This is a genomic window from Kitasatospora sp. NPDC051853, assembly GCF_044452665.1.
Classification (GTDB): domain Bacteria; phylum Actinomycetota; class Actinomycetes; order Streptomycetales; family Streptomycetaceae; genus Kitasatospora.
Map to the genome: position 1 here is coordinate 31347 of NZ_JBITBY010000024.1, position 25566 is coordinate 56912.

At 72.3% G+C, this 25566-nt stretch carries 23 protein-coding genes, 1 tRNA gene and 2 pseudogenes; 11 read left to right on the top strand and 15 right to left on the bottom strand.

What is annotated here, in order from left to right; genetic code table 11:
• Positions 1–192 precede the first annotated feature (192 nt).
• The 3 genes from ACIA8O_RS39410 to ACIA8O_RS39420 all read left to right on the top strand — a co-directional run bounded on the left by ACIA8O_RS39410 (position 193) and on the right by ACIA8O_RS39420 (position 2098).
• Complete coding sequence (locus ACIA8O_RS39410) at positions 193–1455, top strand: IS110 family transposase (RefSeq protein ID WP_396298907.1); 1263 nt, start codon at positions 193–195, stop codon at positions 1453–1455.
• 255 nt (positions 1456–1710) lie between these two features.
• On the top strand, positions 1711–1863 hold the full coding sequence (locus ACIA8O_RS39415; protein ID WP_396298908.1) for a hypothetical protein: 153 nt from the start codon (positions 1711–1713) through the stop codon (positions 1861–1863).
• A gap of 161 nt (positions 1864–2024) precedes the next feature.
• Positions 2025–2098: transfer RNA gene (locus ACIA8O_RS39420), tRNA-Lys, on the top strand.
• Positions 2099–2304: 206 nt separating this feature from the next.
• Here the strand turns inward: ACIA8O_RS39420 and ACIA8O_RS39425 are convergent.
• Positions 2305–2979 carry an SMI1/KNR4 family protein gene (locus ACIA8O_RS39425; RefSeq protein ID WP_396298909.1) on the bottom strand — a complete coding sequence of 225 codons (675 nt, stop codon included), beginning with the start codon at positions 2977–2979 and terminating at the stop codon, positions 2305–2307.
• 305 nt (positions 2980–3284) lie between these two features.
• Here ACIA8O_RS39425 and ACIA8O_RS39430 point away from each other — a divergent pair, with 305 nt between their 5' ends.
• Positions 3285–3686 (top strand): hypothetical protein, encoded by a 402-nt coding sequence (locus ACIA8O_RS39430; protein ID WP_396298910.1) that lies wholly within the window; start codon positions 3285–3287, stop codon positions 3684–3686.
• Between the two features lie 404 nt (positions 3687–4090).
• Here the strand turns inward: ACIA8O_RS39430 and ACIA8O_RS39435 are convergent, their stop codons facing one another.
• Positions 4091–4654 carry a hypothetical protein gene (locus tag ACIA8O_RS39435; protein ID WP_396298911.1) on the bottom strand — a complete coding sequence of 188 codons (564 nt, stop codon included), beginning with the start codon at positions 4652–4654 and terminating at the stop codon, positions 4091–4093.
• A 245-nt stretch (positions 4655–4899) separates the two neighbouring features.
• Positions 4900–5391, bottom strand: coding sequence for a GNAT family N-acetyltransferase (locus tag ACIA8O_RS39440; RefSeq protein WP_396298912.1), 492 nt, complete (start codon positions 5389–5391; stop codon positions 4900–4902).
• Between the two features lie 583 nt (positions 5392–5974).
• Here ACIA8O_RS39440 and ACIA8O_RS39445 point away from each other — a divergent pair.
• Together ACIA8O_RS39445 and ACIA8O_RS39450 are read left to right on the top strand one after the other, a co-directional pair.
• Positions 5975–6892, top strand: coding sequence for a hypothetical protein (locus ACIA8O_RS39445; protein WP_396298913.1), 918 nt, complete (start codon positions 5975–5977; stop codon positions 6890–6892).
• 232 nt (positions 6893–7124) lie between these two features.
• On the top strand, positions 7125–7397 hold the full coding sequence (locus ACIA8O_RS39450) for a hypothetical protein (RefSeq protein ID WP_396298914.1): 273 nt from the start codon (positions 7125–7127) through the stop codon (positions 7395–7397).
• A gap of 108 nt (positions 7398–7505) precedes the next feature.
• On the opposite strand, the pseudogene ACIA8O_RS39455 reads toward ACIA8O_RS39450, so the two are convergent.
• The 6 genes and pseudogenes from ACIA8O_RS39455 to ACIA8O_RS39480 all read right to left on the bottom strand — a co-directional run.
• Positions 7506–7766: pseudogene (locus ACIA8O_RS39455) on the bottom strand (PEP-utilizing enzyme); the annotation flags it as partial.
• Positions 7767–8007: 241 nt separating this feature from the next.
• Positions 8008–8889 (bottom strand): penicillin-binding transpeptidase domain-containing protein, encoded by an 882-nt coding sequence (locus tag ACIA8O_RS39460; RefSeq protein ID WP_396298931.1) that lies wholly within the window; start codon positions 8887–8889, stop codon positions 8008–8010.
• Positions 8890–9205: 316 nt separating this feature from the next.
• Positions 9206–9652, bottom strand: a pseudogene (locus tag ACIA8O_RS39465) (NTF2-like N-terminal transpeptidase domain-containing protein); the annotation flags it as partial.
• Between the two features lie 56 nt (positions 9653–9708).
• Positions 9709–10428 (bottom strand): hypothetical protein, encoded by a 720-nt coding sequence (locus ACIA8O_RS39470; protein WP_396298915.1) that lies wholly within the window; start codon positions 10426–10428, stop codon positions 9709–9711.
• Positions 10429–10626: 198 nt separating this feature from the next.
• Complete coding sequence (locus tag ACIA8O_RS39475) at positions 10627–10974, bottom strand: hypothetical protein (protein WP_396298916.1); 348 nt, start codon at positions 10972–10974, stop codon at positions 10627–10629.
• A gap of 342 nt (positions 10975–11316) precedes the next feature.
• Positions 11317–12057, bottom strand: a complete 741-nt coding sequence (locus tag ACIA8O_RS39480) for a DUF4839 domain-containing protein (RefSeq protein WP_396298917.1) — start codon at positions 12055–12057, stop codon at positions 11317–11319.
• Between the two features lie 694 nt (positions 12058–12751).
• Between ACIA8O_RS39480 and ACIA8O_RS39485 the strand changes: the two genes are divergently transcribed.
• Both ACIA8O_RS39485 and ACIA8O_RS39490 read left to right on the top strand, forming a co-directional pair.
• Positions 12752–13594 carry an SAM-dependent methyltransferase gene (locus ACIA8O_RS39485; protein WP_396298918.1) on the top strand — a complete coding sequence of 281 codons (843 nt, stop codon included), beginning with the start codon at positions 12752–12754 and terminating at the stop codon, positions 13592–13594.
• Between the two features lie 384 nt (positions 13595–13978).
• A complete protein-coding gene (locus tag ACIA8O_RS39490; RefSeq protein ID WP_396298919.1) occupies positions 13979–14149 on the top strand; it encodes a hypothetical protein in 171 nt (56 codons plus the stop codon).
• Between the two features lie 62 nt (positions 14150–14211).
• On the opposite strand, the gene ACIA8O_RS39495 is transcribed toward ACIA8O_RS39490, so the two are convergent.
• Complete coding sequence (locus tag ACIA8O_RS39495) at positions 14212–14712, bottom strand: sigma-70 family RNA polymerase sigma factor (RefSeq protein WP_396298920.1); 501 nt, start codon at positions 14710–14712, stop codon at positions 14212–14214.
• A 274-nt stretch (positions 14713–14986) separates the two neighbouring features.
• On the opposite strand from ACIA8O_RS39495, the gene ACIA8O_RS39500 reads away from it, so the two are divergent.
• Positions 14987–17269 carry a helix-turn-helix domain-containing protein gene (locus ACIA8O_RS39500; RefSeq protein ID WP_396298921.1) on the top strand — a complete coding sequence of 761 codons (2283 nt, stop codon included), beginning with the start codon at positions 14987–14989 and terminating at the stop codon, positions 17267–17269.
• Positions 17270–17397: 128 nt separating this feature from the next.
• On the opposite strand, the gene ACIA8O_RS39505 is transcribed toward ACIA8O_RS39500, so the two are convergent.
• The 5 genes from ACIA8O_RS39505 to ACIA8O_RS39525 form a co-directional block, all read right to left on the bottom strand.
• Positions 17398–18849, bottom strand: coding sequence for a cellulose binding domain-containing protein (locus ACIA8O_RS39505; protein WP_396298922.1), 1452 nt, complete (start codon positions 18847–18849; stop codon positions 17398–17400).
• Positions 18850–19036: 187 nt separating this feature from the next.
• Entirely contained in the window at positions 19037–20557 is a 1521-nt protein-coding gene (locus ACIA8O_RS39510) for a beta-N-acetylhexosaminidase (protein ID WP_396298923.1), read from the bottom strand.
• Between the two features lie 70 nt (positions 20558–20627).
• Positions 20628–21473 (bottom strand): carbohydrate ABC transporter permease, encoded by an 846-nt coding sequence (locus ACIA8O_RS39515; protein ID WP_396298924.1) that lies wholly within the window; start codon positions 21471–21473, stop codon positions 20628–20630.
• Entirely contained in the window at positions 21470–22447 is a 978-nt protein-coding gene (locus ACIA8O_RS39520; RefSeq protein WP_396298925.1) for a carbohydrate ABC transporter permease, read from the bottom strand. Before ACIA8O_RS39520 ends, ACIA8O_RS39515 begins: the two co-directional genes overlap by 4 nt.
• 35 nt (positions 22448–22482) lie before the next feature.
• Positions 22483–23766 (bottom strand): extracellular solute-binding protein, encoded by a 1284-nt coding sequence (locus ACIA8O_RS39525; RefSeq protein WP_396298926.1) that lies wholly within the window; start codon positions 23764–23766, stop codon positions 22483–22485.
• A gap of 283 nt (positions 23767–24049) precedes the next feature.
• On the opposite strand from ACIA8O_RS39525, the gene ACIA8O_RS39530 reads away from it, so the two are divergent.
• Both ACIA8O_RS39530 and ACIA8O_RS39535 read left to right on the top strand, forming a co-directional pair.
• Positions 24050–24886 (top strand): GntR family transcriptional regulator, encoded by an 837-nt coding sequence (locus ACIA8O_RS39530; RefSeq protein ID WP_396298927.1) that lies wholly within the window; start codon positions 24050–24052, stop codon positions 24884–24886.
• 545 nt (positions 24887–25431) lie between these two features.
• Positions 25432–25566 (top strand): transglycosylase family protein (locus ACIA8O_RS39535; protein WP_396298932.1); only part of this gene is annotated, 135 nt, incomplete at its 3' end.

Here is a 25566-nt window from a genome sequence, read left to right on the forward strand (position 1 = left end):
TCAGCCGATGGGTCTGCGATGCCGGTGAGCTCGTTGGACAGGATGGCGATGGGGGTCGACCAGGGGACCACGGTTTGTTGCCACGGCAGCAGCGACGCTGCCCGGAGCACGCGTGTCAGATTCCGCCTTCTTCCCTGACTCCTCCGGGACGCCCGCCCGGCACGGCCCGCACCGTAGGGGAGGGAGTACGTCATGGCGCGCCAGGACGTGAAGGACGAGGTCATCCATCTGAGGTCCGCCGGAGTGGACCTGGGCAAGCGGTTCCTGCTCGCTTGCACCCGAACCCCCAGCCCGAAGCGGCCGGGAAGCTGGAGCCTGGAGACCGAACGGTTCGGCACCACCCAGGCCGAGATCCGGCGGCTGCTGGCCTGGCTGGTCGAGGCCCGCGTCGAGGTGGTCGTCATGGAGGCGACCTCGGACTACTGGCGGAGCGTCTACTACATGCTCCAGCCGCACCTGAACCTGATGCTGGTCAACCCCGCCCACCTCAAAGGGATCAGGGGCCGCAAAACCGACCCGACCGATGCGGCGTTCCTCGCCCGGGCCGGTGCCTCGGGCCTGGCGATGGGCTCCTTCGTCCCCGAGCGTGAGATCCGCGAGCTGCGGGACCTGACCCGCCGACGCACCGAGATCGTCCGGGCCGCGGGCCGCGAAGCCAAACGGCTGGAGAAGGAACTCGAGGACACCGGGATGAAGTTCACCTCGGTCCTCAGCGATGTGGTCGGCGTCACCGGACGCGCCATCCTGGAGGCCCTCATCGCCGGCGAGCGAGACCCCGCGCGTCTCGCGGATCTGGCTCGAGGGAAGGCCCGGAACAAGATCCCGGCTCTCATCGAGGCCCTGGACGGCGAGTTCACCGCCCACCACGCGTTCATGGCCCGCCACTATCTCGACGAGATCGATCGCTTCGACGGCGCCATCGCCATGTTCGACTCCCGGATCGCCTCGCTGCTGGCGAAGCACGAGCAGGACCTGGACAATCTCGACACCATTCCCGGTGTCGGCCGGCTCGCGGCCGAGATCATCATCGCCGAGACCGGCGGCGACATGGCCCAGTTCGCCTCCGCCCAGCACCTCGCCTCCTGGATCGGCGTCTGCCCAGGCCAGAATGAGTCGGCCGGGGTCAACAGATCCGGACGCACTCGCCCGGGCAACAGCAACCTCAAACGCCTGCTCGGGACCGCCGCCATGGCGGCGATCAGAGACAAGACGTCCTACCTCGCCGCGTTCTTCCGCCGTATCTCCGCCCGCAGAGGCGGTAAACGGGCCCTGGTCGCTGTCATGCACAAACTCGCCATCGCGATCTGGCACGTCCTGCGTGACAAGACCCCCTACCGCGACCTCGGAGCCGACTACTTCGCCAAGCGAGATCCCGAGCGCGCCATGCGCCGCATGATCAAGGAAGCCAACAGCCTCGGTCTCACTGTCCGCTTCGAACCGATCCCCACCCTCTGACCTGCCGGTTCACTCTACTTTCGTGTCAGACCCACACCCCAGGCCGGGAACAGGCCCGGCCGGGACGAGCCCCCCCATCAGGCGCAGCACGACACCGGCCCGGGGCCCGGGACCACCCCGTCCAGGAGGCACCCGGTGCCCCGAGCCAGGCGGACAACGTAGAGTTCGCGGGCGTCAGGATTCGTACGACTTGGGGGCGGCACGGTGTTCGGCCGATGGAAGCAGGCACTGTGGTGGCGGGCCATCGTCGTAGCGGTGGCCTCGGCGTGGGTGCTGCTGGGCACCGCACCGCTGTGGCAGCGGCTGGTGATCGCGCTGTTCGCAACGGTCGGCACCATCAGCCTGGCCCTGGACCTGGCCGAGCGGCAGCGGGCAGGCGGCTCCCGGACAGCCAGGAGCAGCCGGTGACCCCGGGGTCCTGTCCCAATCCCGGGCCCGGAAGCTGGAAAACCCGGTGACACCGGGCCCGCCACACCACAGAATCAGCCCTACGACCGCTCATGACCCGGACACCGGAGCACCGTCCTCAAGACGGTGGCCACTCGTCCAAATCCGGCACAGCGGACCGTGCGGGTGTAACTCAACCGGCCAGAGCAGCTGACTCTTAATCAGCAGGTTGGGGGTTCAACTCCTCCCGCCCGCACCGAGCCCCGGGTTCCTCGTAACCGTTCGCGGGCCCGTCCCTCCCGCGAGGGACGGGCCCGCTCCATACCCTCAGAACGGCCTGGAAACCACAGTCCGGACCACACCGACCACCGCTGCCGGACCAGGCACCCGAAACGCTGTCAGGTCATGGCAGGGAACCAGGGCCAAGGCCCCTCGCCTGCAGCCGCCCGGGCCGGACCGTCGTCACCTGGCCCAGGGCATCTGCGTCGACCCGGTCGGCCGGTACCCGGTGACACCCCACTGCGCGCCCCAGTCCTTGCCGCTCCAGTCGTAACCGGGCGTCCAGAGCGGCCTGGCCGGCCACGGCCCCCACTCCTGCGGGTCCGGGCGTACCAGCAGCTCGTCCTCATGGGCGTAGCCGCCGGTGAGGACGGTGGCGACGAACTCGGCGAAGCCGCCGTCGAAGCGGGCGAGCTGGCCGTCGTCGGCGCCGCCGAAGTCGCAGCAGACGGCTACCGGCCACCGCTCCGGGTCCGGACCGGTGGTCAGCCAGCAGCAGTAGTTGTGGTTGCTGTTCACGCCCCAGGGCAGGAGCCCTCCCGGATCCGGGAACACGGGAGTGTGCTCCTGGTCCCAGAAGTCGTCGTCGCACTCGATCTGCTCGCGGAACTCGGTGTCGCTCTGGAAGCGCCAGCCGGCCAGGCCGCCGGGAGACCCGGGCAGGGTGGGCTGCTTCGTTGGCGAGCTCACGCCCCACTCGCCGTTCAGGTTCACCGCGCCGTACAGGTCCACGAACGCCCGGTAGTCCGAGGGCAGTTGGACGCCGAGTTCGACGGGGGCCAGCTCCCACGGCACCCTGGCCGGTGTGTACACCGGCTCACCCATGACCACCCGCAACCGCTCCCACGCCCCGGTCATCGCCCTCCCCCACCTCCGGCAGCCGGCCGGTCAGAAACGGCACTCTAGGCCACATACCCAACAAACCCCGGCCCGGCCCAACCGGACGAGCCGGGCCCTGCTCAGACAGCCGCCCTGGAAGGCTTCGAGGGCGGGCAGAGCCCCGCGTGAAGCACCCGCACCCCCACCACGGATCAGCCAGCCTCCCCTTACACCGCAGCATCCACTCCTTCGCCGTCAGCAGCGGCAGCCACAACGGGCCCAGCTCCTGCGCCTCCCGCACGGCGGCGCAGTCCGGGCACTGAGCCACCTCCGGTGCCGCCTCGATGCGCAGCTCCGGCCCGGGCTTCCGGCTCCGGTTCGGCGTGCCGGACTTCGACGCGGCCGTGCACGCGGTGCTGGACCGGCTGTTGGACCGGCCCGCCTGCCGTGAGCTGACGGCACCGGAGCCGGCCACGCCGCCGGGGGCGGCCATGGTGGTGGTCTTGCATGTCCGGGACGGTCCGGGCGAGTGTCCCGACCCGGCACCGCAGCCGCAAACGGATCCGGCCGGGCTCCGGGCGGCGGCCTACAGGGAGGTCTGGCCGGATCTGCTGGCGGCGATGCGCCTGTGGCGGCCCGTCAGCGAGGACCACGTCGCGCCGGTCTCGCTGTTGGCCCACCCCGTCCTGGCCGATCTGCTCACCCCGGAACGGGGCCGACAACTCCTGGCGGTCCCGCGCGGCTGACGGTGCTCTCGTCGAGGGGCAGCCTGCGGAGGACCGCACCGACGGGCCGCGGACACGGCTCTGGAGCCGCCTCACGACCGACACCCGCCGACAGGCCCCCGCGACCGGTGATGCACGGCCCCGCCCCGGCCCGGGTCCGCAGTCCCGTTCCTGCCACCGAGGCGCCTGCACTGTGCCTGCCGGCCAGTGGAAACACACCCCGCGCTCCCGGAAGGGCAACGGCTTCCCAACCGGCCGTCCGTCGGTGGTCCGCACGATCCGGGACCGCGACGGCCTGGGAGGCATCGGCTGCTCCCCGCCGCCGGCGGAAGGCCCTCCGGCGGGAGTGGCCGCACGAGAGCTGACTTGGGCTCGGCGCCGACGCGGCCGCGGTTGTCCGAAGGGTCATCAACAGCGGGACGGCTTCAGCCGGATGCGGGAGCGGGGGTGACGCCGAGCGCCCCGCCCAGCCGGGCCACGACGGCCGAGTAGTCGGTGCCCCCCTTGGCGAGAGCGGTCTTGGCCCGGGTGACCTGAGCGGCGTCGTTGGCGGTGGAACCGATGAGGCACTCGGTGGCGCCCTGCCGCAGGTTCGTGATCGCGGAGGACCACAGCGCCTGGGTGGGCGGGTCGGGAATGGGCTCGAAGTCCTTGATGATGTTGAGGTCATGGTCAAGGTCTCTGCAGGCCGAACGGACGTTGCCGAAGCCGGCGGACGCGCCGGAGTCGAGTGCAACGCTGCGCCTGAACCTGTCGAGGTCGCGACCGAGGACACCCATCCCCTGCTTGTGGCGACTCTCCTCGAACCACGCGACGAGCTTGACCTGCTCGTCCGCGGAGAGAGCCGGGGCGGTGGCGGGAGGCGATGCGCCGACGGCCGGAGAGGTGCTCGCCGATGACACCGGACTGTCGGCGGGCGGGCCGTCGCTGCACGCCGCGAGGGGGATCACGGAAAGACCGACGGCCAGCAGGCGTAACAGCGGACGCATGGAGACTCCCTCGGACGAAGATCCGGACACCGTACTGCGCCGCCCGGTCCCGTAGGGGGCGAACGGCCCGGTTGCCCCGCCCGCACACCGTCTCAGAAGCAACGGCCGCGCGTTGCCAGAACGGCAGGGCCTCGCCCCGGCACGCCGAAGTCGGGTATCGGGAGTGGTTACCGGCCAACGGGAGGACCACGGCCGTGCGGCTCTCCGATGAGGCCCGCGGTGAGCGTCGGTCGGCGTGGCCCGGGTCAGGGCCGGTGGGCCGGAGTCGGCCCGGTGCCGCTGGTGGGCAGGTCCCGCTCGTAGTGGACGAAGTGGTCGGCCGGGACGAAGGTGTCGTAGAGGCGGCGGGCGGGGTTGTCGTGCGCGGTGAGCCAGTGGACGCGCGCCCAGCCGCGGGCGGTGGCGAGGTCGAAGAGGTCCTGGAGGAGCAGGCGGCCCGCGCCGAGCCCACGGTGGGCCGGGTCGACGAAGAGGTCCTCCAGGTAGCAGACCTGACCGGTGAGCCACGTGCTGTGGTGGAGCACGCTGTTGGTGATGCCGATCACCGTGCCGTCGTGCTCGGCGACGCGGCCCAGCAGTGGCTGGTGCGGATCGAGGAGCCGCCGCCAGGTGGAGTCGGTGGCCTCCGTGGGCACGGTGGACTCGTAGAAGTCGAGGTAGCCGGCCCACAGTCGGCGCCAGTCCTTCTCGTCCGCCGCGGCGAGGTCACGAATGGTGATCGTGGGGGTTTGGGGCATCTCGGCTCCAGGTGAGAGTGGTCAGGGGCGCTTGCGGGCGAGCGGGCCGTGGCGACGGCGAGCACAGCGAGAGTCTCGCTCAGGTCCTCCGACCCGCTCCACCCGGGGCCGTGACGGCTGCGGGCCGGCCGCACCGACAGGCGGCCTGTCCCCGCCACCATCCGGCGTGCCTTCGGCCGGCCTCTCCCGACTCCGCGGCCGTGACCAGGCGAGGCCCTCAGGTCTGACGGTGCCGACCCGGGAGTCGGCGGTGGTGGTGGCGGCGAGCGCCGGGTAAACGCCGCGCTTGGCCGCGTGGGGCTGGTGTGCGGGGTGCTGCGACGCCGGCAACGACGCGACGGGCGGACGGAGCGCGCTGCCGGGGCCGCCGGGCCGTCCGGCCGCCCGCTCCGGCCCGGGCGGCGGCCGCACCGGTCTGAGGCCCCACCAGGCCGGGCCGGTACGACGCGGTCCACCGGCATCCGTCGGACACCGACTGACCGAAAAGAGGGTTGCGGTGGATCCGGCCCACCGGGCAGCATCCTCTCGGCACGGCCCAGGGGGGGCATGAGTGCCGGAGAATCGATTACGGGGGAACACGCCAGTGCAGAACTGGGGAACACACCTGCGCATCCGCTCGCTCGGCCACCTGGCCAGGCTCGGCCTGGCCCTGGCACTCGCCGTCGGTACGGCCGGACTGGGCGCCGCCGCGGCACACGCGGCCCAGCCGATCACCTCGGGCACCATGACCATCGTCGGTGAACCGGAGGACTGGCTGACCGGTGGCCGGTCGTACAGCTTCTCGACGGCGGAGCAGGCGAGCATGCACCTGCTCAGCGACGAGGCGGAGCGCCACGTCCGGATCAACGTCAGCAGCGGCCAGGAGTGGTGGAGCCTCGACCTGGCGGCGCCGCAGGGGCAGAAGCTGGTCCCGGGCACCTACACGGACGCGGCCCGCTACCCGTTCAACGAGCCCGGCAAGCCGGGGCTCAGCCTCGGCGGCCGCGGTGGCTGCAACAGCCTCACCGGCTCGTTCACCGTCACCAACGCGGTGTTCGGCCCGTACGGCTACCTGGAGACCCTGGATGCCTCCTTCGAGCAGCACTGCGAAGGTGCCGTGGCCGCAGCACGCGGTGAGGTGCACATCCGGAACCTGCCGGCGTCCCCGGTCCTCGACCTGGCGTTGGGAGTCGCGGTCGACGGCACCGCGAGCGCACTGAACGGCAACGCCACCGTCCACGGTCAGGTCACCTGCAACAAGGCCGTCCCCGTGACGGTCTCCGGGCGGATCACGCAGGTCAAGAACAACGTCATCATCCGCGGCGGCTACCACACCACCGTCCCCTGCACGCCCGGCACGCCCGCCAGTTGGACCGGGACCGCCGTCCCCGAGGGCACCACGCCGTTCCAGCGCGGACGGGTCGAGGTCATCGGCTACGCCGGTGCCACGGACCCGGACTACGACGAGTACACCAGCACCACCCGGACCGTGGCGGTCCAACTCACCAGGGTCCGCGGCTGACCCGCCGCCGGGCCCGGCCGGAGCTCTCCGGCCGGGCCTGACGGCCGCTCAGGACCCGATGAACGCTCCTCCTTCCGGCAGGCACTCCACGCGAGTCCAAGGCCTCGCCACAGCCGCCCGTCCGGAGGAAACACCAGGGCCCGGCGCAGAACCATCCACGGCTGCCGTGCCGTTGCCGGGCTGTGCTCCTGCACCGCATCCGCGTGAAGCGGCGTGAAACGAAGGGGAAATGATGAACGCGAAGAGGCTCTCCGCGATTGGTCTGGCGATCGGCGTCCTCATCGGAGTGAGCGCACCGGTCGCGGCGCAGGCGGTCGAGGATCCGGGCGGGATCGTCTACGAGTACTCCTACGCCTGGTCCTACCTCGGGATGGACAGCAGCGGGAACTACGTCTACACCAACGGCGTCGGCGAGCTCGCCACTGCCGACAAGTACATCGGCGACTCGTTCTACGGAACCGAGCGCGAACTCGCGGAAGAAGTCGCGGCCCGAGGACAGGGTTAGCGCTCCGGCAGGGCTTCGACGTTCTGCCCGTTCAGAGGCTGCGCGCGGTGGGTGCGGCGGGCAGCCGTGGCAGCGGCCCGCCGCACCACGGTGGCGACTGACGGGCAGTCAGTGGGCCGCCGTGCAGCGGGGGTGAGCTCCGGTGCCGTGAGCTGCCGGCACGTAGCCGGCCGAGCCGTGGACCCGGATGCGCTGCCCGTCCTCGATCAGGCGGGTGGCACCGGGGACGCCGACGACGGCGGGGAGGCCGTACTCCCGGGCGATCACCGCGCCGTGGGTCATCAGACCGCCGGCCTCGGCGACCAGGGCGGCGGCCGCCACGAAGACCGGCGACCAGCTGGGGTCGGTGACGGTGGTGACCGGGATGTCGAGTCCGGGGCCGCTGCGGTGCCGGAGCCCGTCCAGCTCCGGCACCCGCGCCACCACCCGCCGGTACGCGGCCGTGGTGACGCAGAAGCCGCCCGGCACGGCGACGCCCTCGATCCGGGCTCGCGCATCCAACTGCGCGACCTTGCCACCGACCGCCGCGGCCTGCGACCGGTCGACGTCCCGCAGGTCCAGCACGTACTGCTCCGCCACTGCGGCACCTCCCGCTGCTCTCCCGCAGCCGTCAGCCGCCGTTGCCGATCCGCAGCAGCTCGCCCGCCAACGGAGCGGCGACGGCACCGCCGTGAGCGGCGCCCTCGACCTCGGCGGCGACGGCGAGGTTGCCCCGGTAACCGGTGAACCAGCTGTTCGGCTTCTGGCCGCCGGCCTCGGCGTTCCCGGTCTTGCCGGCCGCGTTCGGGATGTTGCCGAGCGCCTGCGTCGCGGTGCCGTTCTGTACGGTGCGGCGCATCATCGACTGGAGCCCGCTGCGGGCCGACGGGGAGAGCGACTTGGCGGCCTTGGGCCGGGCGGGACCGGGCACCAAGATCGGCTGGCGGAAGGTGCCGTTCTGCACCGTCGCGGTGACCGGGGCCATGGCCAGCGCGTTGGTGCGGATGCGCCCCTGGCCGATGTGGGCGAGGGCGGTCTGCTCACGGTTGCTCTCGACCGGCACCTCGGTGTCGAAGACCGGCAGCCCGGCGTCCCAGACCAGGCCCAGCCCGAACACCTCCTTGGCGAAGGCCGACAGCGTGCCGGGGCCGAGCCTGCTCTGCCCGGCGTCCAGGAAGGCGGTGTTGCAGGACTGCGCGAAGTCGTCCTTGAAGGTGTAGCCGAGGCGGGCGTCGGGGAAGTCGTTGGGCACCGATCGGCCGGCCACGTTGCTGGTGGGCGGGCAGGGCAACGGCGAGTCCGGGGTGAGGCCGGCTTCCAGCAGCGCGGCACCGGTCACCACCTTCATGGTGGAACCGGGGGCGATGGCGGCCCCGAAAGCCCGGTTCTGGCCGTGGGCCGGGCTGTTGGCGAAGGCCAGCACGTGGCCGGTGGCCGGTGGACGGCTCGACGGCGACCACCGAAGCCGGGCCGGACCGCTTGGCCACGGCCTCCTCGGCCGCCCGCTGGAGATCGGCGTCCAGGGTCAGGCGCCGGGGCTCGGTGTCCTGTGCGGGGGTGATGGCGAACAGCTGCTCCGGCTTGGACGACGTGCCCGACAGGCTGGCCACCACCGCCGTCCCGGTCTTCGGCGCCGCCTCGGTGCCCTTGAACCGGATCTGGCTCAACACCGCTGCCACGGAGGGGAATTCGGACACCGGCCGGCCGTTGCGGTCCACCACCTTGGAGGGCGTACCGGCGACCGGCTGCACCGAGAGCACCCTCGCGCCGTCCAGCTTGGGGTGCACCACGTTCGGCGCCCAGCGCACCACCGCCTTGTCCTTGCCGGCCTTCACCATGCTCAGCGTGCCGTCGTACTCCCAGGGGCTGGCCACGCCCGGCAGCGTCACCGTGGCCTTGAAGGTCAGCGGCAGCGCCGTGTCGGTGACCGTCCTGGTGGTGTCCGGCCCGCCGACGGTCAGGCTGACCGCAGTCGGCTTCAGCACGTCGCGGAAGCGGGCCAGCGCGACGTTCGCCGACTCCGGCTTGTCGGTGTGCTGCCCGGCCTCCTCGTAGTCCCCCTTCGCCCAGGCGGCCAGGAACGCCTGTGCGCCGGCCGTCGCCTGCTGGGTGGCGGGCGGCTCGGTGGGCTCGGGCGCCGGGGTCGGGGCGGCCTTCGCCGAGGCCGGCCGGGGGTCGGCGGCGATGTCACTGATGAACGCGTAGGCAGCGTACCCTCCGCCGGCGAACATCGCGGCGGTGACGACGGTGATCCCGGCCTTGGCTCCGGTGTGCATGCTGTGTACTCCCTCTCGAGGACGGTCGACAAGATTCGACGGGGCCCGGTGACGGGTCAACCGGCTTTCCAGCCGGGCGCGACGGCCATGGCGATCAGCTGCTCGGCGTCCAACATGGCCTGCCCCTGCCGGAGTTCGGGCCCACTGCCGACGTGCGCCTCCAGCAGCACGCGTCGGCCGTCGCTCCGCAGCACGTCCACCCGCCAGCGCACCTGCGAGCCGGTGCCGCCGGACACCAGCACCCGGTTCCCGTCCCGGACCTGTGCCGCCCGGTACCGCCCGCCGTACCCGGCGAGATCGGCCGTGTGGTCCTCGACCAGCACCTCCGGCAGCCCGCTGTTCACGCCGCCCTTGACGGTGAGCCCGACCCGGCCGTCCGTGCCCTGGCCGGCCGGGACGCCGATGAGACCGGGCGGCATCAGGGAGCCGGCCACGTCGGCGACCCAGGCGGACGACGGCACCGTCCGGCTCGGGCCGGGACTCGCCGCGCTCCGCCGCTCGCCGGCCGGCGGCAGGTCGGCCACCACCGGGTCCCAGGCCCGGGACCGCAGGGCGGCGGTCAGTCGGGCCACCGACAGCGGCGGCACGGGCCGGCTGACCGGGGAGCCCTTGGCCTCGGGGGCGTTCCACTCGTTGACCTCGACCACCCGGCCGTCGGTCCCCGCCGGCAGGGCGCTCCAGTACTTGGTGTCCGCCCGGCCGTCCGGGTACTCCAGCCCCTGATGGATCCTCAGCACCGACCCGTCGGGCAGCGACTCGATCCGGCAGACCGGCATCGGGTTCACCGTCCTCGACCGGAGACGGACGGCGTCGTCAGCAAGGATGTGCCGGGCAAGAGCGCAGCGTGCCTTCCCTCGACCGGTGCCGCCGTGGGGCGGCCGCCTTCCGGAAGGCGGCCGCCCCACGGGCGATCAGGTGTCGGCCACCAAGTGGCGAGTGTCTGCACCGGCGGCAGGAACCCCCTGGCGCCCTGATCAGGCCCGCAGGTCCAGGGCACCGGCTTCGAAGTCCGGCCAGGACACCACCGCCAGCTCCGCGGTCGGGAAGAACGCCGTCCCGTCACCGGCGCGCACCACTCCGCCATTCGTCGGCCGGAAGTCCTCCTTCGCCTGCGCCACCGTCCCGCTGGTCAGGAGAAGGTTCTGGCTCGACGGGTAGTCCGGGCTCCAGCCCGTGCCCGCCTTGAAGTAGCCCTCACCCACCGGAGCGGCCCCGCCACCACTCGGCCGGTACTGCTCGCCGTCGGCGATGGCCGTGCCCGCGAACAGCGCGCCGACCAGGACGGCCAGCGCCGCCCCCTTCACGAGCAGGTTCTTCCGCATCCCCGTACCCCCATTCGAACGATGGGCCCACTCCCCTTACCGGGCCTTCGTATCCGCAGTATCCCCGGAGCCCCAGCCTCCATCCACTCTCCAATCTCACAGAGTGGAGGCAGTGACGGACCGGCCAGTGTGACGAGCTGTCAGCGCTGGAACAGGCCGGGGTGGGTGAGGACCGGTCGGCGGGGTCGTTGCCGAGCCACATCACGTAGTCGCCAGCGGTGGTGAAGTGCTCCTTGCCCTCGTGCCACAGCTTCGCCCGGCACCTCGGTCCGGCCTCTTGCCCGCGTCCCCTCTGCGGCAATCGCCGGCTCGCCCCGTGGCCGGCTGAGCCGTGCGTCGTGGCTACCGGGTCTCGGTCGAGACCGGGGTGAGGAGGAAGAGGCACTGCTTCGCCTTGTACTCGCCCACCTCGGCGACGAAGCGGAACCTGTCACCCGCGCGGACGGTGGCGGGGACGTTCCCGCCGGCGGGCTTCAGCTTCAAGTCGAAGACGTTGACGTCCTCATACTTGAACGCCGGGCCGGTGCCCGTGCTCGCGCCTTGGTCGCCCGGGCCCAGGAGGATGTCATAACGGGTACTGGTGTCACCGTGCGGCGCCATGGTCACGACCGAGCCGTCGAAGGCGACCGTCCTGCCCTTGTACTTGGCCGCGAAGTCCTGGTGCGCGCTGTCGCAGGAGTCCGGGGTCTTCAGCAACGACGCGAACTCCGGGGTGTTCTGAGAGGTGATCAGCTCGGGGGCCATCGGGGTGGCCGGGGGCGGAGTCGGTGCGGTGGAAGGTGGTACAGCCACCGTGGACGCTGCGGGGCTGTCCGACCGGCCTTGCGGTTCGTCCTCCTCCTCGAGTGCCGCGCCCAGGCCGATGACGAGGGCCAGGAACACGAGAATGCCGGCCACAACGGCCAGCAGGAGCCGCGGCAGGGGCTTCTTGGGCCGCCGGAAGACGAGAGCGGAACGCAGCAGCGTGCCCTCGGCCTGTTCCACCAGCTCCCAGCCGTCCTTGCCCATCTTGGAGATCACCAGGCTGTCGGTCCCGCGGACTGCCCGCACGGTCCTGTATTCGTACGTGATCTCGTCGGCCATCCGGCTCCGCTCCCCCGAAGTCACCTGCTCCTACCAACTGCCTTGCGATCTTAGGGTTCTCGGGCGGTGGAGCCCAACCGTCCCTGGCCGGGCCGCTCACAGCAGGAACGGAGGCACCCACCCACCAGCAGTACGTCCGGGCCGTACCCCAGGTGGTCACGAAGGAGTTCCTGCAGACCGCCCGCCCGTCCCCACGTGTACAGGGTGCTCCGGAGGAGCGCGCCCTCCCCCGCTGGAGGTGGACCTCCACGCAGGGGTGTTTCCTTGCCCGTCCGCTTGCTCGCCTTGCTGGACGCCTCGTCCCTCATCGTCCACAACAGCCGTTTCCCACATTCCCATGCTCTCTTCCAGCGGCCCCGTAACAGGGTGAGAATTTCCAGCGGCGTCCACCTCGCCGAACTCCTCCCGGCTGCGCTCCACCGTCAGGCGCAGTCGTGCGGCAAGGACATCCAGTGGCGGCTTCAAACCGGCGATCTCCGGCCCGGGTGCGACGATCCCCGGCACACGCTCCCCCACGGTCAGGTCAGGCGCAGCGTAACCAGCGGCCCTCGGCAGGAAGCGAGGGGTGGTGAGGGGCCGGTCCGGGCGGTGCGGTGCGGGTCCGGGGGTTGCCGCGTCGGCTGTGCGAAGGCGCGGACTAGGATGCGTCCCTGACAGCCCGTCAGGGGTGCTTGTGTGGACAGGGGTGGGTGGCGTGTCGGACGACATCGAGTGGATGAAGCGTGGGCTGGAGGATCCGGCGATCGAGCGGGTGGATCTGCGGATCGACGTCCCGCACTCGGCGCGGATGTACGACTTCTGGCTCGGTGGCAAGACGAACTTCCCGCCGGACCGGGCCCTCGGCGAGGCCTTCGAGCAGGCGATTCCCAGCATCAAGGTGATGGCCCGGGAGAACCGCAGGTTCCTCGGCCGCGCGGTACGCTACCTCGCCGGTGAGGCGGGCATCCGCCAGTTCCTCGACATCGGCACCGGCATCCCCACCGAGGGCAACACCCACGAGGTCGCCCAGGCCACGGCCCCGGACAGCCGCGTCGTCTACGTCGACAACGACCCGATCGTGCTGGCCCACGCCCGCGCGCTGATGGACAGCAGCGGCTCCGGCCGCACCGCCTACATCCACGCCGACCTGCTGGAACCGGAGAAGATCCTCGCCGACCCGATCCTGACCGACACCCTGGACCTCGACCAGCCGGTGGGTCTGACCCTGGTGGCCGTCCTCATGCTGCTCGCCGACGCGGACGACCCCTGGGGCAAGGCCCGCGTGCTGATGGACGCCCTGCCCTCCGGCAGCTACGTCGCGATCACCCACCCCGGAGCCGACTTCGACCCGGCCGCCATGGCCGCGGTCGTGAAGGCCGCGGCCAAGGGCGAGATGACCCTGGTGCCGCGCACCCGCGACCAGGTCGCGCGGTTCTTCGGCGACTGGGAACTCATCGAGCCGGGCGTCGTCCCCGTCATGGGCTGGCGTCCCGACGGCGCAGCGCCCACCGATCCCGCCGCTGCCTACTACTGGTCCGGCATCGCCCGTAAGCCCTGACCCACCCCGCCACCGCTCCGTTCGGTGGCCGGTGACCGGTGACCGCAATCCACCTGCTGTGAGAAGAACCTGACGGCGGTTCACCGGTGCGAGACCCTCGGTCCAACCGGAGCGGCGACGGGCGTCGGCCCCACCCGCACGGCGCGCCGTCCCGGCAGGGCCGCTCGCGTCACCGTCGGCGCCGAACCGACGGACACGTCACCATCGGCGCGAAACGGTGAGGACCGCCACCCACGGTGCGGCCGGACGGGGACCTCGGACCCGTCCGGCCGGCGGTGGGGGCTTGCCAGGCTGGGTGGTGGAGACGTCGTCGCGTGACGGGACCGCGACCCTGCGGGTCACCGCAGCCTTCCCGCCAGGGACGCCCGGACAGGCCCCCCAGCCATGACCGCCCGACCGGTACGACGCCCGGCCCGCACCGTGGTGCGCTGCTGCCTGGGCCTGGCCGCCGCCATCGCCTCCGTCAGCGCGTTCCTGGCCGTGGAGTACCGCGACCGCGCGCACGACGCCCCGGACACATCGGACGTCCGCGCGGAATCGGGGCGGTCGGTGTGAGTGCGCTCCGGGACCGCTCCGCGCCGGTGCCGTGCACGCGCACGCGCTGACGGCGCCCCGGCTCAGACCGCGAGCAGGGTGAGCCGTTCCTCGCCGAGGTGGGTGCGGAGGGTGGCGAGGGCGCGGGTGGTCTGGGACTTCACGATGGAGGTGCTGATGCCGAGGATCTCGGCGGTGGTCTCGACGCTGTGGTCCTCCCAGTGGCGCAGCAGGACGATGGCGCGGTCGCGGGGGGTGAGGAGGGCGAGGGCGTCGAGCAGGGCGAGGCGGACGGCGGTGGTGTCGGGGGTGGTGGGGCGGTCGGGGAAGCGGTCCACCGTCAGTTCGGTGGAGCTGCGCAGGCGTTTGTGGTCGAGCAGGGCGTTGAGCAGCACCTTGCGGGCGTAGTGGAACGGGTCGCCGTCGCGCCGGGTGAGGCGGGGCCAGGCCAGGTACATCTTGGTGAGGGTGGTCTGGGTGAGGTCCTGGGCGAGGTGCCAGTCGCGGCACATCAGGTAGGCCAGCTGGCGCAGGCGCAGCGTGCTGCCCTCCGCGAAACTGACGAACTCGGCTTCGTTGCGCACTTCTCGGCCCCCAGGGTGGTGCGGTGTGTCGTCATGCGGTGTGCGTGGTCGTGGTGCCGCCGCTGTGGCGGTCGGGTGGTGAGGGCAAGGGCTGCGGGTCGGCCCGGGAGGGTCTCCCGGTGGGTCCGGGGCCTTCCTCCTCGGGCTTCGATTCCAACCCGGCGGAGCGGTCACCGGCCAGGCAATTTCGCCCGCAAAAGTGGGTACCGCATACTTTTGCGGGTTGGGGTTCGGCATCGGGCGGGGCCACCTCGAGCACGGGAAGATCATCAGCATGGCCTCGACCACACCGGCCGCCGGTCCGTTCGGCACGCGGTTGCACGCCCTGCGCCGCGGGGCGGGGCTCAGCCAGGAGGATCTGGCGCACGCGGCGGGGGTGAGCGTGCGCGCCCTGTCCTACCTGGAGCAGGGCCGCTCCCGCGGACCGCAGCGCCGTACCGTCCAGGCGCTGGCGACGGCGCTCGGGCTGGATCCGGCCGGTGCCCGGGAGTTGGAGGAGGCCGCGAGCCTGGGCCGGCCCCGCCCGCGACGCACGACGCAGGACGCCCAGGCGCAGAACACCCCGACGCAGAACGCCCCGACGGAGCACGCCCCGCCGCCCGCTGCCATGCCCGCCCCCGTGCCCGAGGCTCCCCCGCACACGGCCGCGCCCGATCTGCTGCCGCGCGCACCGCGCGGCTTCCACGGCCGGGCCGCGGAGCTGGCCGCCCTGACCCGGGCCACGGCGGGCGAGGCCCCGGTGTGCCTGGTGGTCGGGCCCGCCGGGGTCGGCAAGACCGCCCTGGTCCTGCACTGGGCCCACCAGGACCCCGCCGGATTCACCGACGGGCGCCTGTACGCCGACCTGCGCGGCTTCAGCGACACGGGCGAGGTGGCCACCGTCGAGGTGCTGCGGGAGTTCCTGCTCGCCCTCGGCGTGCCGCGCGAGCGGGTACCGGAGTCGGTGAACGGTGCGGCCGCGCTGTTCCGGTCGCTGGCCGCCGACCGCCGGCTCCTCGTCGTCCTCGACAACGCCCGCGACGCCGAGCAGGCCGGAGCGCTGCTGCCCGGCGGCGACCGCTGCGTCACCGTCGTCACCAGCCGGCACCGCCTGACCGGACTGATCGTCAGCGACACCGCCCGGCCCGTCGCCCTCGACGTCCTGGTGCCCGAGGACGCCACCGCGCTGCTGGCCCGGATCCTCGGCACCGACCGGGTGGACGCCGAGCCGGCCGCCGCGCGGCGGCTCGCCGAGCTGTGCGGTGGCCTGCCGTTGGCCCTGCGGGTGGCGGCCGCCCGTCTGGCCCAGCGGCCCGACTGGACCCTGGCCGCGATGGCCGCCGAACTGTCCGACCACACCCGCCGCCTGGGCCTGCTGGATCTGGAGGACACCGGCGTCCGCGCCGCACTGAACCTGACCCTGCGCCAACTCCCGGAGTCCGTCCGCGACTTGTTCGCCCACCTGGGCCGCCACCCGGGCACCCACCTCGACCGGTACGCGGCGGCCGCCCTGGCCGCCACCGACCCCGCCACCGCCGACACCGCCCTGGAACGCCTGGCCGCCGCGCACCTGCTCACCGAGACCACGCCCGGCCGCTGGCAGATGCACGACCTCGTCCGGCTGCACGCGCGCGGCCTCGACGCGGGCCCCGGCGCGCTCACCCGCCTGCTCGACCACCACATCGCCACCGCCACCGCGGCGGTGGCGGCCGCCGAGCCCGGTGCCGAGGACTGCTTCCCGCTCCCGGCCGACTTCCACCGGCCCGCCGCGGTGCGCGAGTTCGGCGACCGGGCCGCCGCCGTGGCCTGGTACGCCGCCGAGCGGGACAATCTCACCCTGTCCGTCGCCGCCGCGCACGGCGCCGCACTGCCCGACCGGACCTGGCGGCTGGTCATGTCGATGTGGCCGCTGATCGTGTGGCGCGTGCGCGACGGCTGGGTCCCCCTCCTGGAGACCGCCCTCGCCGCCACCCGGGCCGACGCCGACCGGCACGGCGAGGCACGGGTGCTCAACGTCCTCGGCTGGGTCCTCACCGAGGAGGGCCGCACCCCCGAGGCCCTCGTCCACCTCACGGCCGCCTCCGCGCTCGCCGCCGAGGCCGGCGACGCGTTCGCCGAAGCCAACGCCCTCATCGTGCTCGCCGCCGCCCACGCCGCCCTCGGCCGCCTGGACGAGGCCGCGCGCGGCTGCGAACGCGCGGTCGAGCTGACGCGCGGGGCCGGCGACCCGCGGATGGAACGCCTCGCCCTCCAGCACCTCGCCCGCCACCGGGCCGACGCCGGCCACTGGCATCAGGCCCTGACCACCGCCACCCGGGCCCTCGACCTCGGCCACCGCCCCGACACCACCGACATCCCCCACGTCCTGCTGCTCACCATCAAGGGCGAGGCACTGCTCGGGCTCGGCCACCGCGCCGAGGGCATCGCCCAACTCGACCTCGCCGCACGCGAAGCCGAGTCCGCCGGCTACGACGACGGCGCCGTCCGGGCCCTCACCGCACTCCTGCGGGCGGCCCCGGACGCCGAGGTCCGGGCGCGCCACGACGCGGCACTCGCCCGGCTCACCACCCGCACCTGAACCCGGCCCGCCGCGCCCACCGGTGCCACGCCCACCCACGCCCACCCATGCCACGCCACGCCACGCGCAACGGTGCCCCGGGTCCGTGCGGACCCGGGGCACCGGCAGCACCGCGGTCTGACCCGAGGTCAGCTCACGGTGTCCTTGAACGCCGTACCGGCGGCGCGCAGCGCGGCGACGTCGGCGGCGACCTGGGCGGGGCTGAGGACCTGGTCCTTGACGAAGTACACGTAGTCGACCTGCTGGTCGTACGAGCGCGGCGTCGAGGAGGTCTGGCCGTTGAGGTCGATCAGCCAGTGGTTGAAGTCGATGAACTGCGGGGTCTCGGGCAGGTAGGGCTCGCCGTGCGAGGCGGTCTGCTGGCCGTCGATGTAGTAGGTGACGCTGTTGTTGTCGATGGTGAACTGCAGCAGGTGCCAGCCGTCGTAGGACTGGCGCTGCTCGCCGTGCGCGTTGACGGCGTTCCACGGGTCGGGGTTGTAGGTCTCCCAGGTGGTCTCGTACATGATGTTGCCCTGCTCGCCCCAGCCGCCGTTGGGCAGGTACTCGAAGTCCTGCTCGCTGTAGTTGGGGTCCATCGGGGCGTTGAGCGGGGTGAAGGCGAAGAAGGTCTGGTTGACGTGGTCGCCGTCGGGGCCGCTGACGGGGGCGTCGGCGAACTTGACCCGGGCCGCGTAGGTGCCGTTCTTGAACTTCCTCGCGGTGGTCTGGATCTCGGTCTCCTTGGTGCCCGCCGCGGTGCCGTCGGTGGTCAGGCGCAGGTTGAGCACCTTGCCGCCGCCGACGGTCGGGAAGGTGACGTCCTGCGGGGACCAGGTCGCGCCGGGGACGCCGGGGCCGCCCTGGCCGGACTTGACGGTCCAGCCGTGCTGCTGGAGGGCCGCGTCGGCGCTGGTGGTGTAGGAGAAGTCGTCGAACAGGGCGGGGGCGTTGGGGTCGACCGGCGGGGTGCTGGTCGAGCCGGACGGGGAGGGGCTGGGGCTGGCGGACGGCGAGGGGTTGTTGCCGGCCGGGGCGGTGCCCCAGATCAGTGCGCCGTCCTCCTGGAGGGTGACCTTCTGCCAGTCGGCGTAGCTGCTCTGGGAGTTGGAGAAGGAGTAGTCGTCGGACTGGGTGAGGGTCTGCCAGTCGGCCCGGTGGAACCGCAGCTGCATGTCGCCGGTGGACTGCCCGGGGGCGAGCGAGCCGGCCCCCGCGGTGAAGCCGATCTCCAGGTAGCGGTCGGCGGTGGCGGTGGGGTTGGCCAGGGTGCCGAAGGTGCCGGTGATGTTGCCGCAGCCCTTGACCGCCCAGGAGCAGGCGAAGCGGTAGGTCACGGACGGGCCGTCGGACTTGAAGTAGTACCGCAGGGTGATCCGGTTGAGCGCGACGGTGCTGGTGCCGGTGTTGGTCACCTGCAGCCAGGGCTCGGTCTGGTCGGCGGTGGCGCCGGAGGCGCTGGTGCGGTACTGGACGGAGAACTTGTCGGCGGCGGAGGCCGGGACGACGGTCAGCGCGCTGACGGCCAGGCCGGCGGCGGCCACCGCGGCGGCTGCGGCGAGCCGGGCGCGGCGGCTGATCGGGCGGGGACGTGCGGACACGGTGGTTCCTTCCGTGGGGGGAGGCCCCGCTCGGGGCGGGGCAGTAGGACGTTCCGGTGGTGCACGTGCGGGGTGCGGCGGCGGAGGTGGTCCGCGCGCCGCGGGCGGCCGTCGGCGGTGGGCCGGCGGCCGGGTCTGTGGAGGGCGCGCCTCGGAAAGGGGCCCGGGGGCGGGGCCTGAGGGGCCGTCAGGACCGCTCGGCGTGGTGGACGCCGAGCGCGGCCAGCCGGGGCCGGTGCACGGCGAGCGCCGGCAGGAAGTCCCGGGTGTAGTCGCTGACGGGGTTCCAGGCGTGGTCGGCGATGGCGCACAGGCGCGGGTAGGTGAGGTAGTCGAAGTGTTCGCCGGTGGTGACGAACTCGGTCCACAGCTGGGCCTGGCTGCCGAGCACCCTGGCCCGCTCGGCCTCGTCCCAGTGGTCGGTGGGGGCCAGGTGCCCGTGCGCGCCGGGCAGGTCGACCACGTAGCCGGCCTGGCCGAGCGGCTCGTCGGGGCTGGTGCTCTGGGGGTAGTCGAGGTAGGTGGAGCGGTGCGGGGCCATCACGACCTGGTGGCCCCGCCGGGCGGCCTCCCGGCCGTGCTCGGCGTCCCGCCAGGGCATCACGGTGAACTCGACCGGGAGCGTGGAGCCGTCGGCCTCGGCCCAGCACATCGGGATCCGTCCGGCGTCCAGCAGGTGGCGGCCGACCCGGCCGAGGAACCAGCCGCGCAGGTGGGCGGGTTCGGCGAGGCCGAGTTCGGCGGCCCGGCTGCGGGCGGCGGGGCTGTTCTCCCACTCGACGGTGGGGCACTCGTCGCCCCCGAGGTGCACGTACCGGGACGGGAACAGCTCCATCGTCTCGTCCAGGACGGCGCGGCAGAACGCGAACACCTCCTCGTGCACGCCCAGCACCGTCTCGCACACGCCCCAGTCGGTCCACACGTCGAGCTGCCGCTCGGGGTGGTTGCCGAGGTGCGGGTAGGCGGCCAGTGCGGCCCGGGTGTGGCCCGGCATGTCGATCTCGGGGACGACGGTGACGCCCCGTTCGGCGGCGTACGCGACCAGGTGGCGCAGTTCGGCCTTGGTGTACGTGCCCTGGTGGGGCTGGTCGTCGTAGCGGGTGGAGCCCGCGTGGCCGACCATGCTGCGGGCCCGGCGGGAGCCGATCTCGGTGAGGCGGGGGTAGGCGTCGACCGGCAGCCGCCAGCCCTGGTCGTCGGTCAGGTGCAGGTGCAGCACGTTGAGCTTGTGCAGGGCGATCCGGTCGACGGTGGCGAGCAGCCGCTCGACGGGCTGGAAGTGCCGGGCGGTGTCGACCATGAACCCGCGCCAGGGGTGCCGGGGCCGGTCGGTGATCCGTACGGAGGGCAGGCTCCACACGACGCCGGGCACCGGCCGTGGTGACAGGGCCTCGGGGGGCAGCAGCAGGCGCAGCGTCTGGACGGCGTGCCGCAGGCCGGCGGGCCGGGCGGCGTGCAGGCTCACCTGGAACGGGTCGACGGTCAGCCGGTACCCCTCGTCCCCGAGTTCCCGCGCGGCGGGGTCGAGCGTCAGCACGACCGTTCCGGCCGTACCGGGGGCGAGCGGCAGCCCAGTGGCGGGGCCGAGCAACGTGCGCAGCAGGTCGGCGACTTGAGCGGCGTCGCCGTCCGCACGGACGGTGGTCCGCTCGGTGAAGGTGAACCGTCCGGCGGCGCGGATGAGGTCGACCGGGGTCGGGAGGATCACGGGGCGGGTCTTCTTCCGGGGTAGGAGGCGGGTGGCGGGCGGAGCTTGACGGAGCGTCGGGGAGCCGGTCTCAGCCCTTGACGGCGCCGGCGGTCATGCCGGAGGTGACCTTGTTCTGCAGGACGAGGAAGACCAGCAGGACGGGGAGCATGAAGAGCGAGGAGGCGGCCATCGTGGCGCCCCAGTCGGTGCCGAACACGTTGGCGAAGGAGGAGAGCCAGACCGGCAGGGTCCGGGCGTCCTGGTTCTTGATGATCAGGGTGTTGGCGAACGCGAACTCGTTCCAGGCGGTGATGAAGCCGAACAGCGAGGTGGAGAGCAGGCCCGGGGCGAGCAGCGGCAGCGTCACCCGGCGGAACGCCCCGGCCCGGCTGCAGCCGTCCACCTGGGCGGACTCCTCCAGTTCGACCGGGATGGCGGCGAGGAACCCGCGCAGCGTGACGATGGTGAACGGCAGGGTGGTCATGAAGTAGACCAGGGTCAGCATCGACAGGCTGTCGAGCAGGTCGGTGTCCCGGGCGATCACGTACATCGGGATCAGCAGCGCCTCCCAGGGCGCCATCTGGGCGATGAACACCATCAGGATGAACGCCCGCCGGCCGCGCCAGCGCATCCGGCCGACCGCGAAGGCCGCGAGCAGCGCCACCACCAGGGAGAGCAGCACGGCTCCGCCGGTGACCAGCAGGCTGTTGCGCCAGAAGGTGCCGAAGCCGTCCGCGTTCACCGCGGTGCGGAAGTGGTCGAGGGTGGGGTGCAGCGGGAGGAAGGAGGGGGTGTCGGCCTGGATGTCGGCGGTGGGCTTGAGGGCGGTGATCGCCATCCAGTAGACCGGGAACGCCGAGACGGCGAGGACCAGCAGGGCGGCGGCGTTGAGCGGGATCCGGCGCAGGGTGCGGCGGGCGGCCAGGGCGTTCACAGCGCCTCTCCTTCCTGGCGGAACATCCGGCGCAGGTTGAACACCAGGGCGCCGGCGAGGATGAGGACGGTGAGCGTGGACACGGCCGAGCCGAGGTCGTACTTGTGCAGGGACTGGGCGATCTGGAAGGCGTAGACCGGCAGCGTGGTGGTCGCGTTCGACGGGCCGCCCTGGCTGATCACCCAGATCTGGGCGAAGCACTTGAAGCACCAGATCACCTCCAGCGAGGTGACCAGGGCGAACAGCGGCCGCAGGACGGGGAAGGTGACCAGGCGGAAGGTCTGCCAGGCTCCGGCACCGTCCAGCCGGGCCGCCTCGTACAGCTCGGCGGGGATGGTGGTGAGGCCGCCGTACAGGGTGAGGGCGGCGAACGGCACGGACTGCCAGACGATGAGCCCGACCAGGATCGCGTAGGTCGAGCCGCCGTGGGCGAACCAGGCGTAGTCGCGGAAGCCGTGGAACCCCAGGGCGTCGAGTGACCAGTTGACCACTCCGAAGCGGGACTGGAAGAGCCACTGGAAGATGGTGGTGGCGGCGATGACCGGGGTGGCCCAGGTGAGGACGAGACCGCTCATCACCGCGAGGCGCATCCGCCGCCCGAGCTTGGCGAGCATCAGGGCGATCAGGGTGCCGGACAGCACGATGAGCGCGGTGTTGAGCGCCGTCCACCCCAGGGTGCGGCGCACCACCGTCCAGAAGTCCGGGTCGGCCAGCACCTGGGTGTAGTTGGCGAGGCCGACGAACTCGGCTCCGCCACGGATGAGTTCGGCCATCCTGAAGTGCTGGAACGACATCAGGAGGTTCCGGAGCAGGGGGTAGAGCAGCAGGAACGCCGTGCCCACCAGCGTCGGGGCGATCAGCAGGTACGGCCGGACCGCGGCGAGTGCTCCGCGCCTCGCGCGGGTGCGCGGCGGCGGTGCCGGGGCGGTGGGCCGGGGTGCGGCCTCGGGTTCGGTCTCGGGTGCGGTGAGCACGGCGTGACTCCCGTTCTCGGAGTGCTCTGCGGGGGTCAGTGGGAGCTGTTGAGGGCCTTGGTGACGGCCTCGGAGGCGGCCTTGCCCGCCGCGGCCGGGTCGGCGCCGGTGAGCACCTGGGTCATGTACTGCTTGATCGGGTTGTTCGCCTCGACCGCCGCCCAGTTGGGGGAGTTGGGCGTGGCGTGCCCGTTGACGGCGCCGGCGGCCATCGCCGAGGCGCCCTCGTTGCCGGCCAGGGCCCCGGCGAGCGAGGTCCGGTTCGGGACGTAGCTCATCTCCTTGGCCATGTCGGTCTGCCACTTGTCACCGGCCAGCGCCTTGACCACTTCGTACGCCGCGTCCTGGTGCCGGGACGACTCGGGGATGACCAGGTCGGAGCCGCCGGTGAAGACCGCACCGGGCTTGGCGGCGGTCTTGCCGGGGATCGGGAAGAAGCCGAGCTTGTCCTTGAGCGCCGGGTTGGCCTTGAGGATGGCCGCGGCGCCGCCGGGGGTGGAGATGACCTGCGCGCTCTTGCCCTTGGCGAAGACCTCGGCCTGCAGCGGCTTGGCCTCGTCGGAGTCCTTGGGGCCGCTGCCGAGGGCCTGGAGCTGCTGGTAGAACGCCAGGCCGGCCCTGGCCTGCGGGGTGTCCAGCGCGCCGGCCCACTTGCCGTCCGCGCCCTTGACGGCGAGGTCGCCGCCCTCGTCCCAGATGAAGCCGGCCAGCGCGTACCAGGTCTGGCCGGAGAGGTAGATGCCGTCGTTCCCACCGGAGTTGAGCTTGGTGGTGGCGGCGATCCACTCCTCGCGGGTCTTCGGCGGGGTGGTGATCCCGGCCTGGGCGAAGAGGTCCTTGTGGTAGATGACGACCCGGTTGGCCGCGTACCACGGGATGCCGTACTGCTTGCCGTCGATCTTGCCGGGCTCGGCGAGGCCGGGGATCCAGTCCGCGCCCTTGAGGTCGGCGGTCCTGTCGGTGAGGTCCTTGACGCCGCCGCTGGCCGCGTACTGGGCGACCTGGGTGTTGCCGACCTCGATGACGTCCGGCGCGTCCTTGCTGGCCAGTGCGCTGGTGATCTTCTGGCCGATGCCGTCCCACTCCTGGATCTGGACGTCCAGGGTGGTGCCCGCGTGGCCTGCCTCGAAGTCGGCCTTGAACCGCTGGAGGAAGCCGTCGGTCACGCTGTCCCGCATGATCCACACGGTCAGCTTCGACGGCTTCGCCGCCGTGGAGCCGCCGTCGGAGCCGGAGGAGGAACAGCCGACCAGGGTGGCCGCGCCGAGCAGGAGCGCGACCGCGGAGCGCAGGGTGGTCGGAAGAGCGGTGGGTCTCACGTTGGTGCCGCCTTGGGAGAGGAGTGAGAGCGGTCTGCTGGAGTGACCACTCTCGACGTTTCTTTACCAGTCAGACCAACTGGTCTGGCCGGTGGTATGAGAAGGTCGCACAGCCCCGACACTCCGTCAAGACCTCCGTTTCAGCCCGCAGACCGCCTCCAACTGCGGAAAGATCCAGCACCGGACCCATCGGGGGAGGCCGCTCGGCAACTGGTCACCTCGGCGAACTGGTCTGGTATGGTCTGACCAGTCAGCAAGACACCGATGAAGGACGGGATCCGCGATGGCCGGAGGCACGGGATTGAAGAGGGAAAACGTCCGGGAGTACCTACGCGAACTTGCCGAGTCGCTGGCCCCGGGCGACCCGATCCCCTCCGAGCGCACCCTCTGCGCCCAACTCGGCGTCTCCCGCCCGACCCTGCGGGCGGCCGTCGACGAACTGGTCGCCGAGGGCCTGCTGACCAGGGAGCACGGCCGGGGCATGTTCGTCGCCCTCGCCAAGATCGTCCAGGAGCTGACCCCCGCCGGTGGCAGTGCCCCGTCCTTCAGCGTCCCCCGCCCGTCCGGCACCTGGACCAGCCAGGTCCTCGAGTACGCCACGCTGCCGGCCGGCGCCGCGATCGCCCGGAAGCTGCGGCTCTCCCCCGCCGCGGAGATCCTCCAGATCGCGCTCCTGCGCCTGGTGGACGGCGAGCCGATGGCGATCGAGCACCTGCACATCCCCGCCGACCTGGCCCCCGGCCTCTCCCCCGCCGCCCTGGAGAGCGGGGACTTCTACGAACTCCTCGCCGCCCACGGGGTCCGCGTCCGCGAAGCCGTCCAGGCCATCGAACCGACCGTGGTCAGCGACCGCGAGGCCCGCGTGCTCTCCGTCCCGGCCCTCTCCCCCGCCCTGCGCTTCGAACGCCTCACCACCGACGACACCGGCCGCCCGGTGGAGTACGTCCACTCCCTCTACCGGGGCGACCGCTACCGCATCGTCTCCCGCATCGCCCTCGCCGACCCCTCCCCCGCCTCCTCCGACGACACCCGCCACCACCCCGGCATCCCCCCGGGCGACCTGACCACCCGCGGCACCGGCCACACCGTCACCACGGGGGACATCCAGCCGGTGCTGTGAGCCCGCGGGTGAGGCGGTTGTGACCGCGGCCACCTGCGGGCGGTGCCGGATCCGACTGTCCGTGCCCGCGTCCTGGCGCTGGGTCGACGATGTGGCCGCCGTCACCGCCCGTGGGGGGTGACGGCGGGCACACCGGGCCCCGGAACGATCTTCCGGAGGGCCGGGTCGGCCCTTGGAATCGGGGGCCCGGCCCCGGCCATACCTTCGGTAACACCGCTCTGAGCTGGGATTTCGCCGAAATGCTTGTCCGTGCGTCCGGTGGCTCGTAGCTTCGTAACCAGTGCACAGCGCACTTCCCGGGTCCACCACCCGCGGCCCCCGCCCCACCAGGCGGCCGGGCCCACGCGGTGAAGGTGACCGGGGCGGCCATCCACGTCCAACGCGTGAGCGGCCGCCCGCCGCGTGCGGCATCTCGGAGTCCAGCCCACTGTTCGGGGCCGCTTCGTGCTGTCCGCCCCGGGGCTTCCGAAAGGATCTGCATGACCTTCCGTCACGAGAACACCGCCACCACCACCTCCACCTCCGCCAAGCGCAACCGCCTGCGGATGGTCCTGGTGGGCGGCGCTGTGGCCGCCCTCCCGGTGGCGGGCCTCGTCACGGCCACCTCGGCCTCCGCCGCCTCCAGCTCCACCTGGGACTCCGTCGCCCAGTGCGAGAGCACCGGCAACTGGAACATCAAC